We start from the raw sequence: 15852 nt of genomic DNA, 5'->3' as shown, positions 1-15852 counted from the left end.
CAGCCCGATAACTAGTTCCTTGTAACGGTACGGAAAGACATCCATTTCACCTCAATTAAAAGAATTGTTCCTATTATAATTCTGTAAGCCTTTTTATTCAAGAGTTCCGTTTAACGATACGTAGTCCGGCCACTTGGCCAACCTTATGTCCTTCATGAGAAGCAAACTTGATCGTAACTGCTGATTTGCCGCTCGTGATCGGCTGCGGGAGTTCATAGCGAATCGTCTCCAGCTTATTCATCTCCTCAGACTCAAGAGTGCCTACACCAAGTTGCTCCCCATCCGCCAAAATATCAAATGCCAGCGAAGTATCGTTCGACTTCAGATACGTGACCACCAGATCCACTTGCTCATCCGGCAAAACTTCCATCGTGAAGGAGAACCAGCCATTGATCCAGCTGTCCCGATACTTGCGATTGTGGATTTTACCTAAGCCTACAAATTCACCTGTGAAATTATGATCGCGTTCAGGCTGCATTTCAGCAGGTTGTACCGAATCGACAGTTAACTGCTCAAGCAGCAAGTTATTCTCCACGGCTTCGCGATATTCAGCCTCTGCCAGCTTCCACTCTTCCGGTGTAAATAAATCCCAATACACGGAATAACGATGATCATGCATAGGGTAGAACGGACGAAGCTCATGATCCCCTGTATACCCTAAACCTTTCATCCGGAACACATTTTTGCTCACATTAGATTGGATGAGGTTGTTCGTCAGTGTGTCCCGATCTCCGATTAATACGGAAGCAAGGGCGCGATCGCTATTGGCCTCTGCATTTATAGGCCCAAAATCACCTGCGAGCACAAGTGGCCCGTAAAGGAATGCAACTCGGTTCGGATTATCCGGCATCGTCTCGATTCTCACCGACATCGGAATATCGTATTCGACAACGTCTCCATCCTGCCACTCTCTATCCAAAGTAAAGTAGTTAGATTTGCCTACATTTACTTGAACATCTTCACCATTTACGCTAACACTCATCCCTTGCTCAGCCCAGTAAGGATATCTTAGCTTTAATGTGAATTTCGTTGGCTGTGCTGCACTGATCCGCAGTACACCTTGTCCCTCTGCCGGGAACTTGGTCTCTTGCTGCAAGCTAATGCCTTGCTCTTTCCAAGCCACTGTAGAAGGTACGTACTGATTGACATAAAGCTCATCTGCACTATGGAAGTATATCGCCGAGCCATACATAGAATGGCTTTCCATTCCCGAACCTACACAACACGTAAAGCTTTCGAACTGCGAATTAAACGATTTATGTCCACCCATCTCGAGAGATACGAAGTAACATACCCGGCCATCTACCGGCTCCTGAGAGGCTAAGATGTGGTTATACATCGCACGTTCGTAGTAATCTGCATACGCTGCATACGCATCCCATTGGAACATATGCTTAGTCAGCTTCAGCATATTGTACGTGTTGCATGTCTCACAGGAACCTTCACCCAATCGATCATTTAACTTATCCGGTTCACCAAAATGCTCATTATAGCTGTTGCCGCCGATCACATAAGAATGATGATTCACGACCCGATCCCAGAAGAAGCGGGAAATACCTGCATAATGCTCCTGCCCTGTTACCTCATATTGTCTAGCAGCTCCGATGATTTTTGGAATCTGTGTATTAGCATGTCTTCCAGCTAGGGTATCTTTTTCTACGGCCAGATCATTAAGCACTTCCCCATGATAAAAGCTTTCCGCTAACGCGAGGAAACGATCTTCTCCGGAATCCTCTGCCAAATCCGTCAGCGCTTCATTCATGCCGCCAAACTCACAACGCAGCACCTCTTGGATCTGATCTTTACTCAGCCCTGCAAAAATATCCTCAAGCCACAGCCCCAGCTTCGTTTCAATAACGAGCGCCTTCTGATTGCCGGCCAATCGATAAGCATCGCGAAGACCTGCAAACAGCTTATGCATCGTGTAAAGCGGCACCCAACCTCCGTTGAGGTCAAAGCCCTGTGAGCGAATGTCGCCTGCCTTCACTTCCTCAAATAACTCCTTGCCACGAGGAATGCCGGAAATAAAGCCATTGCCATGCGCATCCTGACATTGCTCTAATTCATCTACTACATAATTCACGCGTTGTAGCAGCTCTTCATTTCCCGTAGAGGCATACATTAACGCACATCCAGAAATATAATGGCCTAACGTATGGCCGCTAATACCCTGAGATTCCCAGCCCTCGTAGTGAGCAGCCTTAGGCTCTAAGCCAGCATATTCGCGAAAACGCGACAGAAGCCGATCTGCCTCAAGCTTAAGTAAATAATCAGTATTTAACTCCATCGCATGGAGAAGTGGACCTGAATCAATTCGTACGTTCTGTAGATCAAAAGCTTGCGTCTTCAATGAAATCGCTCCCTCGCAATCTTGTCAGGGTTAGATGACAAGTGTATATTTGTATCCATAAGATAACACCGGAACGTTGATTTGTCGGTAGATCAGTCGTACAAATAGTGGACAAACCCGACTTATTGAATACTAGGAGGACCGCATGAGCTATTTAAAAATAAATGCAGATGCACCTGTTCATTTTACAGCGGCAGGTGAATTTATCTCAGAAACACCATGGAAGCATGTAGAGCGTGTTATGGGGAACTACGAACTAATCATTGGCGTGAACGAAACGGTATATTTGAGTGAGGAGAACAAACAATTTGAAGTAGGCCCTGACGAAGCTCTTCTGCTCATGCCTAATCGCACACATGTCGGCTATAGAGAGTCACGACCCGGGGTTAGGTTTTATTGGTTTCATTTCGAACTGACAACCGAGGGGTTATTACTGAGTGAGGAGGAAATGAAGCCTGAGGCAGAAGAAATCTTTTCGCGCACACAGCGCTTATGGTCCGTACATGATCTATATCTGCCCCAAATCATAAAAATCCAACATAGTGACCGGATTCATATTCTGGCGAATCAAATCCTTCATGTGGCCAACTCGGGGTATTTAACCTATTCCAGCGTTAATTATTTGCTGACCTCGCTTTTAATTGAGCTGTCTGAGCATGCACTTCAGCCGTTCGCCAGTAAGCTGATCCGCGCACAGCAAGATGTCACCTTCGTCAAAATAGCTGAGTGGACAAGGATACATGCAAGCGAACCGCTTACCGTGGCCATCATCGCGGATAAATTCAATTACAACAAGGACTATTTAGCTCGGCTATTTAAACAGCATACCTCCATGGGGCCATTGGAATATATCCATTCAGTACGTGTGACTAAAGCGAAGGAGCTACTAACCAGAACCGCATTAAGCGTGAGGGACATCGCGACAGAGACGGGATTCACCGACGATAAATATTTCATGCGCCTCTTCCGAAAATACGAAAACATGACGCCCACCCAATATCGTAACGCTTATCATAAGACGTTTATGAATAATGACTGAAGTAAAGCCACCCCTAAATATGGAGTGGCTTCTTGTTTGGGTATTGTCTATTGGATAGAATGAACTTCACACCAATTACGTAGGAATTGCAGATTAGTATTGAAGTAATGATCGTTTTGCCACCCACAACTCCAAACCTGTGCGTTCCCTGTGTGCAGACCCATCAACCATATCTCCCGGATAGCAACAAATATAGGGATTGCCTTTAAATCGTTCTCAGATAATACTTTATGCTTTTGGTATGAATCCAGGAAAACAGTCCATTGTTCATTGTCAAAATGCTCTCGTTCTTTCCCTCTAACCCTTGACCACAAAAACACGGAAACATCATAGGCCCTCCAGCCAAAGCCTCCGCAATCAAAGTCGAAATGAGTCAGGGTATCCTCGTAGAAATGTACGTTCGCTCCATGAAGATCACCATGACATGCCCCCCAATCCAGCTCTGATGAGATTTCAGCTATGCTATTTGCCAATACTTCCGACAAAGATTCTAGATAATCGATATCCTCTTGCCTGTGGGATAAAGGCTTGCGAATCGATTGAAGCGGTTCTTTAAGCAGATGATCCAGATTAAGCGTAAATCTTTGCTGCCCACATTCGAAATCATCCATAGCCAGATGCATCTTAGCCACTTGTTCACCGTATAATTCACAGCTAGCTTTTCCATCGGAATAATTGCCTTTTGCAAAAGTAAACAGAACTGCGTAACGTGTTCCTTCAGGAGCCTCCAGCTCAATTAGGTAACCACCCTCCCTGCTGATTACCGGAGCCGATACCGGGATATTCTTCTTATTTAAGTGATTCAATAACTCCAGTTCAAAATCAATCTCATGTTTATTTCGCCAATGAGCTTTATAGATCCTAAGAATGTATTTATCAATAGAGGTCTTTAGTAAATAGGTATCATTAAGTCCGTTCTCATAAAAACCACACTCCAGAACATCCCCGATTTCATAAAGATCATTAATTACGGGTACTATGGCATGGGAAGAAATTACGGAATGATACACCGGTAGTTTCAGCATATAAATCACCCTTCAACGTTAATTGCTACTCACTATTTATTTTCACGTTTGGCCCGTATAAAGGCGAGGGATTTATTAAATATAGTTAAACTTTCCGCATCGTTAATTTAATTGCTCTATAATGCTCTGCTTCGATATTGATCGTCTAACAAACTGAACCATACCAGTCTGGACAAGTAAAATAACCAAGAAATACAGGAAAATAGCACTCCAAGGGAATTGGTATTGAATGTAGGAAAGCCCCCCCATATTCCCTGCACTCTTACTTATCATGTATCCCATTAGATTGCCCGTAAAAAGAGCCATCGTAAAGCTTCCAACCACTAAAAATCCTGTTTCATAGGTTAACATAGCCATTAATTGTTTTCGGCTCATTCCTATGGCTTGCATAAGGCCTAGCTCCCCTTTTCTTGCAGAAATAGTGGTGATTATGGTGTTCAAGAGATTGATCATACTGAATACTGCTATAAAAACCATAAAACTATACACTGAAATAGTGATAGTTCTAAAAGCAATTCTATTGGATTCCACAACTTCGGAAAAAGACAATAATTTGAGTGTATCCTCATTGAGAATCACACCCTCTAACTCACTCTTTATTAACTCTTCATTCGATTTATCCATAGTAATAACTTCGTAGCTCTTATTGCTATTAAAAGGGGCTACAGTTTGCATTACTTTGGGTGGAAGATAAAATGAAGTTCCTGAATTCTTATCCGTAATATCTCCAATGATCTCAAAATCATGTTTAACCTTCTCCTGATCATTAGCAATTATGAATGAAATATGATCACCGACAGCGTAATGAGCCCCGTAATAATCTAAGTCACTACTGGCGCTGTTAAGGAGAATGTAGGATGCATCCGACGAATCAACATCCGGGATCTTCCCCTCAGCCAAATGACTACTCCATCTTTCGTTGTTTAACGTAGGGATATTCTCAATACTGACTATCGCGGCCCCGTCATCCGTTTTTATTCCTTCGATAGCAGCTTCAATATACTGATGTTCGATTACGTCCTCAACTTCATTTATAGCTAGGATTTTATTTTTTAAAGAAGTAGATAGTTGCCCTTCCGTCTGAAGATCACTTAATGAGGTTGCTTCAGAATACAACTCATTATTAATTTGAATATCAAACCGACCATGATTCGGAAAATATTTCTCTGCTTTTGAGATTGGATCGACCGAGTTTAACAATGTCCCCAAGGAAACAAATAGCGTTCCGCTTAAAAAAAGAGACAGCAAAGTTAACACCGTCTTTTTCCTGCTTCTTGATAAGTTCAATGCAGCTAAAGAAAATGGTGTGAGTCTTTTCGAGTTTCTTTTCTCCTTTTTTGTATTAACATCGGCATCTACATGTCTAATCGCTGTTATAGGAGAGATTCTTGATGCGAATTTAGATGGTGCGTTTAATGAAGCTCTAACTGTTACTTTGGTGAGCAAACCGGCTAAAAAGGCAAGTGAAAAACTTGGAACTGCATTCCAGTGAAAGCCACTTAAAATCCAGCTCATTAAACATCCAAAAATAACTCCAATAGGGATATATTTTCTTGAAAGATTTTTCCCTTCATATAGAACTAGCTGTTTTATCTGCCTTTTTGTTGCACCGATTGCTCTAAGTTGTCCGTATTGTTTAATTCGCTTAGTAATTGAAATATAAAAGATATTGTAGATGACAAGCCAACAAGCCAGTGCGATAATCAGCATGATAGACAAGATGGATATCACAGTGCTTCCTGACAGATTATTACTGTCCACATTCACATTATTGATCTAAACATTTCTCTCAGAGATACCCATTCGCTGCCCTATTTCTTTGATTTTTGACTTCAGTTCCTCGTTGGAATAACTGCTGCTGTTGTTGATGCTAATTGCCGCGGAGTAATCCTCTTTGGAAAGAAACGGATCTGCCTCAACGAACGCGCTTGATACCAGAGCATTGTAGCCGATTCGATTCTCGTTACCTGATGCGGTTGTTTGCAGAATTCCAGAAATCACAAATTGGCTGGTTTGAAATTCTTTGCTGGCATTGTTTCTAAATTGCAAAGAAATAGAATCGCCAAGCCCCAGGCTTCGATCATCAGATAACTGAAAGTCTTTTTCTATTGCAATTTCATTTTCTTTTGTAGGGAACTTCCCCAGAACGATATTGGCATTTGATAAATCCATCATGGCTTGATCCGTGTAGAGAATGGACAATAAGCGTTCTTCTTTTTTCTCTCTGCCTATTTCCTTATAGAGTCCGATTTTATTAATTCCCTCTATTTCTTTCAATCGTGAGATTTCATTGTTATTGAGATTATAGAATAAAGCCTGGAAATTCGACTCATGTTGTAGGTTAGTAAAAGAATTATAACCAAAGGTCATTACAACAGTTAATAAAAACGCAGCTAAAGCTATCACACTGCCTACAAAGTAATTTTTGGTTTTTTCCGCTTTTAAATTTGCTTTTGCAATTCTTATCATTGCTGTTTTATTCTGTATGGACATTGATACATCATCCTCCTATCGTATAACGAATATTCCTCCCTTTGCATCATCAAGTGAATACTTTCACTATTTATTCTATAGATAATATTCTCCAACAAAGATCAATCACCCTTTAAATAGATGATATATACTATATTTACTATTCATATAATATATGGATACAACAAAAAAGACTTCCCCCTCTGGAGCGTTTGAGTATCTCCAAGTTAGCGGAAGTCTTTTTATGCTCAATATGCCTTGGGTAGCAAACATTTAGATTAATAAATTACGCCTCGGCACTTCTCTCCTGAAGCGCACCGACCAACGGATTCCACCGCCAGCGCGGAGTCAATCCTTGCAGATGTACACCTCCAAACCACTCATCGCTGCCATTCTTCTGCACCCAGTCTTCGTTTCCAGCTATTACACTCTTACCTAGCTCTGTTAATACAAGCTCACAGTCTTTAAATTGCATTACTGAATCGTTATAAACAGGGAACTCATTGCATCCATGGGTTTGTAGCAAAGGGTACGTGCCTTGTACCATCTTTCTTAGGATATGCCAATATTGCAGGTCGCCCATTCCTAAGATGTTAAGCTTATCACCCACATTTTTGAACAGCTCATAGGGTGATTTTATTCCCTCACGGATCATCTCCAGCGTGATTTGTTCTACGATGCCAAGTCCGTTTGTAGTAGAAGGAAAGCGCGATAAATGCGCCCGGAAGGCGTCATGTGCAAAGGGTAAAGCCGATGTATCTGTAGTTAATCGTTGTTGCAGCAATTCTGGATTCGGTGATACATAGGCTTCCCAGAGTGCTTGACCTGCTTCTAATTCTTTGGCTCCGATTAGCTTCCATGTGCCTGATAATGTTTCCATCTGCTCTATAGAAAGTTGTCCAAGTCCTCGAAATAACTTTATTCCCGGATACTCTCCAATGCATAGTAAGCTTAGCTTGGTGGTTAACATTTTCTGCTTCGAGAACCAATGGAGTAAATAACTGAGCATCGTCTGATCGAAAAGGTCATGCTCGAACCATAACACCACTTCTTCATATTTATGGAAATCAGCTAAAATCTTCTCTTGCCTCTCACTATTGGCGATAAATTCCCTCTGCGGAATCCCCATCGTTTGTTCCAAATATTGCGCTCGAACAGCGCGGTTATCTCCATCGGCAGGATCCAAAAATACCGGCCCATGCGAATATACCTCTCTCCACACTAGTACATCACCTTTCACGATTCCTTGCCGCAGCTTCTCTCCCACTACATCTCCATTTACAATGTGAAGCACAGCTTTTCCCCCTTCGTACAAATGGTTGAATACGGAAAGAACATCTGCCACAGGCAATGCACCTTTCAGCTTGCGGCGGGCATCAAAAAGTCGCTTCTTCAACACCGAAACCGAAGTCCCCAGAAAGTCAGCAATCTCTTGTAGTGAGTAGCCTTGAAAATAATATAATTGAACGGCAATCCGCATATTGGAAGTTAATGCAGCTATAGACTCGTGAACCAGCCGCTGGGTTTCCTTTTTTTCAATAATATCTGCTATAGAAAATGAAGATTCTGTCGCTTGCGCAGCTTCCTCGTAGGGTAATGCAGGATGCTGCTTTCTTCGCAAGATGCGATAACATTGCCGCACCACAATAGCTTTAAACCAGCCCGGGAATGCCTCTACTGCTCGTAATTTATTCAAATGCAAAAAGGCTTCTGTGAAAGCTTCCTGCACAGCATCTTCCGCTAATTGATAGTCACGCAGCTTTTCGAACGCAACTGCATTGGCCATCGGTGTAAAGTGCTTAACAATCTGTTCAAAAGCTTGTCGGTCTCCTTGTTTAGCCTCTTCTATATACTGAAGCATCTGTCCTCCGCTCCCTTCTTCCGTATTATATACAAGTGCCAATGAAGTTTCTAAAGGTTACGGATGGGATTGAAAAGTCAGACGTTATTTATTTTTTCCTATTACATCCTTTGCAACCTCTAGAGCTGAAGAGGCTCGCGGCCAACCTACATAAAAAGAAAGGTGGGTGATGGCCTCCACGATTTCTTCAAGTTGTAAGCCGTTCTCTAAAGCCAAGTGCAGATGATAGGGGAGTTGTTCCGTCATGCCCCCCATCACCAAAGCAGAAATCGTAATCATGCTACGATCCCGAAGTGATAATTGCTCACGTCTCCATAAGTCCCCAAATAACACATTTTCCGAGTAGTCGACGAATGCCGGAGCGAACTCCCCTAACGATTCCCGTACATTTGTGACGATTTTCTGATGCGCCATATTACACCTCCCTAACCGGAGGTTGTAGCATTTGAGCAACACCGTTACCAAACGACCAATCTTCGAATTCCGTATCGACGAGCACAATGAATATATCTTCTTTTCTGATGTTTAGCGTCATCGATAATTCCTCGGCTAGCCTCGCGTAAAAGCTTTTCTTCTGTTCCGTTGATCTTCCGGATTTTAGCGTAACTTGGATATATATCAGTCCGTCGCTTCGTTCAATATTTAAATAATCTTTACTATAAAAAAATTCCCCCGCTTTATGCGCATGAAAAACCTGAAACATATCATCCTCCGGTACATGGAAATGCTGAATTAACGCGCTCATAATCGCTCTGCATATTCCTTCTAGCTGATGAATGTCGTATTGTTGCTCCAGATAACTGACTCTAATGAATGGCATTTTAATTCACTCCTTCTTTGAATTCTTTTATTGTACTCTCAGTATTTTGATTTATATAATTGAATAAGATAATAATCTTAATCAATTATACCGATAGGGGTGACAATCGATGGATCTAAAAGAACTGATGGCTTTTAAGACCATTCTTCAAGAAGGCACTTTCTCACGCGCTGCCGAGAAGTTGAATTATGCGCAGTCTACCATTACCAACCAAATTCAACGACTTGAAAAGGAACTGGGCATACAACTCTTTCACAGAGGCTGGGAAGTAGAACTGACAAGTGCCGGGCAAGTTTTTGCAGCGGAAATCGATAACCTTATTCAACATTGGAACTATGTAACAGAACTCACCAAAGCTTTACAGCATGACGAAATTGGCACACTTCATATCGGAGGCATTGAATCCATGATGGAATCCGTCCTACCGAACGCCTTGCGAAAGTTTCAGGAGCAAAAACCAAAGATGGCATGTAACTTCATTCAGGGTAACACTGATTCCCTCTCACAACTTGTTCTACAAAGAGAACTGGATTTCGCCATCTGCGGTGAGCCGTCCGACCTGTCTTTCTTTTATTTCGAACCGCTTTATCACGAGAAAATCGCTTTTATAGTAGATGAAAATCATCCTTTAAACGGACGAGACGATATTTCATTTCGAGAAATTCTTAAATATCCAATTATAGCTGGAGGACGCACCTGCTTATATTACCTTCGGTTAGCTAAGCAATTTTCGAGATTCGAATCAAAGCCCACTTTATCCACCATAAGCCAAATTTCTGCTATTCCTCATTTTGTAAGAAAGAACCTTGGGGTGGGGGTAGTGCTTGATTCGACAGCTTTAATGACAGATATCGTAAAAATAGATGTTGAACTAAGCGAGCCGTTCATTCAAGTGGGTATATTGCAGCGGCGCAACCGAGAATATCTAGCAACATCATCTAAAAAACTAATCCTACAAATCATAAAAGAAGAAATTGAGAGGATTAGTAACGCTAATCCTACGCTCCACATTTGAACCTCAAGCTAGTTCCATATATGATAGCTTTATCATCGTTATCAGGGGAGGATTCATAGAAGTGGCAGTATTAATCAATGAACAAATCAGAGCATCCGAAGTAGTTCTTACAGGACTTAGGGGTGAGAAGCTGGGTATCGTCTCACGGGAAGAGGCGCTGGCCATGGCCAGATCAGCGGGAGCTGATCTGGTATGCACCTCGCTAATGAGCAGCCCACCGCCCTGCAGCCTAACTGCAAAGGGCAAAGCAAAAGCGGCCGCGCAGAAAGAAGCAGCCTCAGCACGCAAGGCCAGTGGTGGCTCAGCTGCAAAGGGCGGCAGCAAGGAGAAGGTCAAAGAGCTCCGCTTCACTGCTCATATTGAAGAGCACGACTACGATACCAAGCTCCGTCAGGCTGAGAAGCATCTCCGCTCCGGCAAGCCGGTGCAATTAGTTGTCAAAGTATCCGGTGCGAAGGAAGCTGCTGCCGCAAAGACGGTACTAGAACGCCTCGTAGCTGACCTCAAGGAAGTCGGAGTCAAAGATACCGGCATCCAGACAGGCGGCAAAGGTTCACAGGTGAAATTAAATCCACGGTGAAGAGTGGAATTTCAGATAATTTAGGCTCAAAACCAAAATTAGTAGACCATTTCATGAAAAAGCTGCTGCTATCAGCAAATGTAGCTTTATTGCGAGCAGAATTCAGAATTGCGTTTGGACACCACAGCCCTTATTCGTAACTATTTCGCTGTTCTGGGATGCTAACGGACTTCAGAGACTTTATATCACTAAAATAGCACGATATTCCCTCCATTTATGGAAAATAAGATCTCTCGAGTCCGCAACTTCCTCCAAAAGGCTTAAAATGTACAAATAGCTGCATCTAAGTCCGTTAGCACAATAGCAAGTGGAAATCAGGAACTGGGCAAGGGGCATGATTCTTATATGCAAGCAAAAGCGCCTTCGGTGCCCCTAAAGGACGGTAAGCGTTTATGCGAGAAATAGAAGGATAATGTCTCGTGCCAAACTTATACTTTCTTGTATTATTAAAAAAGGCCATCCTCTGCGGGATGGCCTTTCACTTCATAGACAATGTTCTTGCTCGCTCTTAATCAGTCACCTTAAACATGATTACCCATTAATCCCCTTGGGCGATAGTTCATACCCCCAGCATAGAGGTGGGAGACATCTCCCAATCCAATACATCTGGGAACTGCATAGTGCTCGCTGCGCTCTTCAAACAAGATCGTCGTTACCGAGCTTGGAGCAAGCCAAAATACGGACCAAGCCAAGGCTAAAGGAATCTGCAATAAATGGGCTAGCCATGCAAGGCCAAAGCCACCGTGACACACAACTCCAATCTTCTTGGTAGAAGGCTCGAGGATACGATATAGGCCATCTTCTCTTTTATAGTGGTGGCGAAGCAAGAATTGATCTGAAGCCGCTTGTAGTTCGCTAAACCGCAATCTGTATTCCTCTTGTTTTAACCAATGATCTGTTTGATCAGACCATTCTCTTTTTCCACTCGATAGTTCACTAATATGTTCTCCGGGACTATCCCATATAGGCGCCATTTGTCCATCCAACATAACCCCTGTCCAATCCAATTCACAAGTCCAAGGTTCTGTCTGAATTACAAGTCCCGTCTCTTTGGCCACATAACTTGCTGTTGTCTGTGCTCTACCCAATGGTGAAGCATATAATTCATCCAGTCCGATAGATCCCATGCGTTTTCCCAATGCCGCTGCTTCCTGATGCCCGAATTCCGTTAGATCATCTATGGAATAGTCCGGATCACCATGACGAATCAGAAATATTTGCATAACAATGCCCTCCTCCCCTCAAATCCAGCCTTTTTCTTCCGCCAGCCGTACCGCCTCAATCCGGCTTTTCACTTCCAGCTTATTGAGTATTTCAGAGATGTAATTGCGGACAGTGCCATAAGAGAGATGCAGCGAAAAGGCTATCTCGCTCGCGGTTTGCCCTTCTCCAGCCAGTTTTAAAATCTCGCGCTCCCGTGCTGTTAATGGATTCTCCTCCCGCAGACTGCCGAAGACTAACTCAGGAGATACCTCCCGATGTCCAGCCATGACACGACGAATAGATTCAGCTAGCTTATCTACAGGCTCGTCCTTCAACAAATACCCTTGAATACCAGCCTTTACTCCACGCTCAAAATACCCTGGACGGGCAAAGGTGGTCAAAATAATAATTCGGGTCGGACAACCCTTACTCCGCAATATTTCTGCAACCTCCAGCCCGCTCTTGAACGGCATTTCAATGTCCATGAGACAGACATCTGGCTGAAGCTTGTCGATTAAAGCTAACGCCTCCGCCCCATCACAAGCTTCTCCGACTACTTCGATATCGTCTTCAAGATCCAGCAAAGAAGCCATCGCTCCCCGAAGCAGACGTTGGTCCTCCGCTATAACAATGCTTATCATGCAGTCTCACCCCCTTGTGCATCTTTTACGATTAGCGGGATGGTAACGATCAGCGTAGCTCCCTGACCCTCAGCTGAGCTTAGCGACAGGGAGCCATCAATCAGGGATAGACGCTCTGCCATTCCCTTCATGCCATTTCCATCGCTAAGCCCACCATTCCCTCTCTCCCCATGCTGTAGACCAATGCCGTTATCCTTAACGGTAATTCGCACTTCTCCAGCCAGCTTTGCCACTCCTATGAAGCATTTGTCCGCTCTACTATGCTTTACGATATTAGTCACTGCTTCTTTGATACAGAGGCTAAGGATATTTTGCGTCAGGTCGGATACCCCCTCCAGAGAGATATCCCCTTCCACTTCTAAGGCGATCTCTGCCGTTCGCAGCATCTCTCCAGCTTCAGCCAGTTCCTCTGCTACTGAGACCGCACGCATTTCCGACACTAGCTCACGTACTTGACGGAGCGCAGCCCGTGAAGTGCGCTGAATTTCCCGCGCCTCCTCTTGGGCTCGCTCCGTATTTTTCGTCACCAGCTTCTCTACGAGTTGGCTCTTTAACGTAATCAAGGACAAGGTATGACCAAGGGTATCATGCAGGTCACGGGCGATTCGCATTCGTTCCTCACGCTTCACCAGCTCTTTAATCACCTCATTGGCTTGATCCAGCTCTTTCTCCAGCTTCTGATTCCGATTCATGGACCTCACTCCGAACGGACTAATCAACATAATAATAATAAACGGAGCTAAAAACATCACGCTACCCCACTCCATCTCACGACCCACTAAGACCAGCACCGAAAGGATCATGATCACAAAAGAAGCAAATGCAATTTTGAACCCTTTATTCTCCGTATAATATGCGATAAAATTTGCGGTAAAAAAGCCCATGTACAGATTATAGGGGGTATAGAACACACTAAGCACCACGATGATTAACATTTGAATAAATAACCAAACATTAAACACTCCACCCCGCACCCAATACAGCTGGCGATAGCTGATGGCAAACACCGCTATCATAATCCCGCCCAGGATGAGCTTCATTCCAGTCTCCCCGCGCAAATTCAGGATGGGCAAAACCAGATAAACAGCCCATACAAAAGGGAAAAAACCCTGTTTTTGTGGAAATAACCGGAACTTCGCACGCTCAGACATTCATTCACACCGCTTCCTGTTTTTTTCGAATATAGACCGATAGTAACATAAAAACTACCAAATATCCGAGTAAAATCAAGACATTACTCCATGTCGGAGCTGAGCCACGAACGATTTCCCAGGCTCCATTCCCATAGTTATAGGAAGGCAACCAATGACCAATCCGCTGCATTAATCGTGGCAGTATCTCAATCGGCATCCACATGCCTCCTGCTACAGCAAGAGCCATATAAATCACGTTGCTGACTCCACTGGCTGTATCCACCCGTTTCATAGCACCTACAAGCGTACCAATCGCTAAAAATGGTAGAGAACCGATCAGGATCCACAGCCCGCTAAGCACCCATTGACCTGCGGATAAAGAGACGCCATTGATTAAATAGCCTGCGATAAAAATACAAATGACCGAAAACAGATGCATCATCGTCTGTCCGAACATTTTTCCGAAAAAATAGATCGATCCCGGCAGCGGTGTAATCCGAATAAAGGTGGTCCAGCCTTGTGTTCGTTCTTGCACCAACCGGATGCCAAGCGTCATAATGGCTGAGCCCATTACACTGAAGGTCGCCATAGACATTAAATAATGAGCACGCCACGTTAGGTCATCGCTACCTGTATTGACCACCCGGGTGAAGATGAAATAAAACATGATGGGCATGAGCAAAGACCAGAACACATAATAGGGATTACGGATGATCCGCAGCATTTCCGCTTTACACTGTACAGTAATTAGTCTCATGGTTAGACAGCCTCCTCTTGGTTCATGGTCAATTGTTCAAAAGCCTCATCCAAACGTCCCTGATCAATTCGAACATCTTTCACAGGAAGTCCAGCCACAAAAATCGCTTTAAGCGCCTCATCTGTATCCTCTGTGGTCACGTGAATGCGGCCATCTTTTTCATAACAATCCTCTATAGCAGCTAGGTCTAGCAGGTTTCTGCGCAATTGCGAGCGATCACCCACAGGCAGGAAGGACACGGAACGCTTCACAATCCGCGATTTAATCTCATCTGGACTTCCGTCCGCAACTAAGTGTCCTTTACTGAATAATAGAATACGATCCGCGATATCTTCTGCTTCCTGCAAATAATGGGTCGTGAACACAATCGTTTTTCCTTGCTCTGCAAGTCCACGAACCGTTTCCCAGAACCGCCGCCGGGAAGTAATATCAAGTCCGACTGTAGGTTCATCGAAAAAGATCAGCTCCGGATTACCCGCGAGGGCTAGCGCAAAGCCCAAACTACGCTTTTGACCGCCCGAGAGCTTCTCGGCGTATCTATTCAAATCGGCTGGCGCAAGTCCAGTAGCCTTAATTAGAAACTCCATATCCATAGGCTTTGGATAATAGCTGCGGATCAGATCAATGATCTCCCGCACCTTTAGCCGATCCATTACACTTACCTCCTGCAGCATCGCTCCAGTCTTTTCACGTACTGCTTTATCCTTCGGATGATGACCGAACAACTCCACTGTACCCTCGGTAGGCTCTATTAGCCCCAGCAGCATGCCTAATGCCGTTGTTTTCCCCGCTCCGTTCGGTCCCAGAATAGCTGTAATCGAACCTTTAGCAATGTTAAAGCTGATATTATCTACGGCCTTTTTATCCTTATATATTTTGCTGACCCCGTGCATTTCTATAATATTATCCATAACGTAATCCCTCCGCTTCCGAATGCGTTTGATCTATTTCAATCA

The 15852-nt window shown here is 43.8% G+C and carries 15 protein-coding genes; 3 read left to right on the top strand and 12 right to left on the bottom strand.

Annotated features, from left to right (window positions below):
• Nucleotides 1-97: 97 nt before the first annotated feature.
• On the bottom strand, nucleotides 98-2350 hold the full coding sequence (locus NST40_RS02065; RefSeq protein ID WP_342410370.1) for a beta-L-arabinofuranosidase domain-containing protein: 2253 nt from the start codon (nucleotides 2348-2350) through the stop codon (nucleotides 98-100).
• Nucleotides 2351-2495: 145 nt separating this feature from the next.
• Between NST40_RS02065 and NST40_RS02060 the strand changes: the two genes are divergently transcribed.
• Entirely contained in the window at nucleotides 2496-3389 is an 894-nt protein-coding gene (locus tag NST40_RS02060; RefSeq protein WP_342410369.1) for an AraC family transcriptional regulator, read from the top strand.
• A gap of 47 nt (nucleotides 3390-3436) precedes the next feature.
• On the opposite strand, the gene NST40_RS02055 is transcribed toward NST40_RS02060, so the two are convergent.
• The 6 genes from NST40_RS02055 to NST40_RS02030 form a co-directional block, all read right to left on the bottom strand.
• Nucleotides 3437-4414, bottom strand: a complete 978-nt coding sequence (locus tag NST40_RS02055; protein ID WP_339246063.1) for a phosphotransferase — start codon at nucleotides 4412-4414, stop codon at nucleotides 3437-3439.
• 102 nt (nucleotides 4415-4516) lie between these two features.
• A complete protein-coding gene (locus tag NST40_RS02050) occupies nucleotides 4517-6124 on the bottom strand; it encodes an FtsX-like permease family protein (protein ID WP_342410882.1) in 1608 nt (535 codons plus the stop codon).
• Between the two features lie 66 nt (nucleotides 6125-6190).
• Nucleotides 6191-6907: a hypothetical protein gene (locus tag NST40_RS02045; protein WP_342410368.1), complete on the bottom strand. Its 717-nt coding sequence runs from the start codon at nucleotides 6905-6907 to the stop codon at nucleotides 6191-6193.
• Nucleotides 6908-7172: 265 nt separating this feature from the next.
• Nucleotides 7173-8747, bottom strand: a complete 1575-nt coding sequence (locus tag NST40_RS02040; RefSeq protein ID WP_312149643.1) for a sigma-70 family RNA polymerase sigma factor — start codon at nucleotides 8745-8747, stop codon at nucleotides 7173-7175.
• A gap of 84 nt (nucleotides 8748-8831) precedes the next feature.
• A complete protein-coding gene (locus tag NST40_RS02035) occupies nucleotides 8832-9161 on the bottom strand; it encodes a carboxymuconolactone decarboxylase family protein (protein ID WP_076124622.1) in 330 nt (109 codons plus the stop codon).
• A gap of 1 nt (nucleotide 9162) precedes the next feature.
• Nucleotides 9163-9567, bottom strand: a complete 405-nt coding sequence (locus NST40_RS02030; protein ID WP_076185657.1) for a tautomerase family protein — start codon at nucleotides 9565-9567, stop codon at nucleotides 9163-9165.
• A gap of 109 nt (nucleotides 9568-9676) precedes the next feature.
• On the opposite strand from NST40_RS02030, the gene NST40_RS02025 reads away from it, so the two are divergent.
• The gene (locus NST40_RS02025) at nucleotides 9677-10582 is read left to right on the top strand and encodes a LysR family transcriptional regulator (protein WP_342410367.1); all 906 of its coding nucleotides are present in this window, start codon (nucleotides 9677-9679) and stop codon (nucleotides 10580-10582) included.
• Between the two features lie 61 nt (nucleotides 10583-10643).
• Nucleotides 10644-11162 carry a translation initiation factor IF-3 gene (gene infC, locus NST40_RS02020; protein ID WP_342410366.1) on the top strand — a complete coding sequence of 173 codons (519 nt, stop codon included), beginning with the start codon at nucleotides 10644-10646 and terminating at the stop codon, nucleotides 11160-11162.
• Nucleotides 11163-11683: 521 nt separating this feature from the next.
• Here infC and NST40_RS02015 read toward each other — a convergent pair.
• Genes NST40_RS02015 through NST40_RS01995 form a run of 5 tightly spaced genes read right to left on the bottom strand, consistent with a single transcriptional unit; the run spans nucleotide 11684 to nucleotide 15807 of the window.
• Nucleotides 11684-12385, bottom strand: a complete 702-nt coding sequence (locus tag NST40_RS02015; protein ID WP_076124628.1) for a histidine phosphatase family protein — start codon at nucleotides 12383-12385, stop codon at nucleotides 11684-11686.
• 18 nt (nucleotides 12386-12403) lie between these two features.
• Nucleotides 12404-13006 (bottom strand): response regulator transcription factor, encoded by a 603-nt coding sequence (locus NST40_RS02010; RefSeq protein ID WP_036682756.1) that lies wholly within the window; start codon nucleotides 13004-13006, stop codon nucleotides 12404-12406.
• On the bottom strand, nucleotides 13003-14157 hold the full coding sequence (locus NST40_RS02005) for a sensor histidine kinase (protein ID WP_312149648.1): 1155 nt from the start codon (nucleotides 14155-14157) through the stop codon (nucleotides 13003-13005). The genes NST40_RS02010 and NST40_RS02005 overlap by 4 nt, the downstream gene beginning before the upstream one ends.
• Before the next feature lie 4 nt (nucleotides 14158-14161).
• Complete coding sequence (locus NST40_RS02000) at nucleotides 14162-14896, bottom strand: ABC transporter permease (RefSeq protein WP_036682760.1); 735 nt, start codon at nucleotides 14894-14896, stop codon at nucleotides 14162-14164.
• A 2-nt stretch (nucleotides 14897-14898) separates the two neighbouring features.
• Nucleotides 14899-15807 carry an ABC transporter ATP-binding protein gene (locus NST40_RS01995; protein WP_076124631.1) on the bottom strand — a complete coding sequence of 303 codons (909 nt, stop codon included), beginning with the start codon at nucleotides 15805-15807 and terminating at the stop codon, nucleotides 14899-14901.
• Between the last annotated feature and the right edge of the window lie 45 nt (nucleotides 15808-15852).

Origin of the sequence: Paenibacillus sp. FSL R10-2778, from assembly GCF_038593035.1 — a bacterium.
GTDB lineage: Bacteria > Bacillota > Bacilli > Paenibacillales > Paenibacillaceae > Paenibacillus_AQ > Paenibacillus_AQ odorifer.
This window is presented reverse-complemented; position numbering and strand designations above follow the sequence as displayed.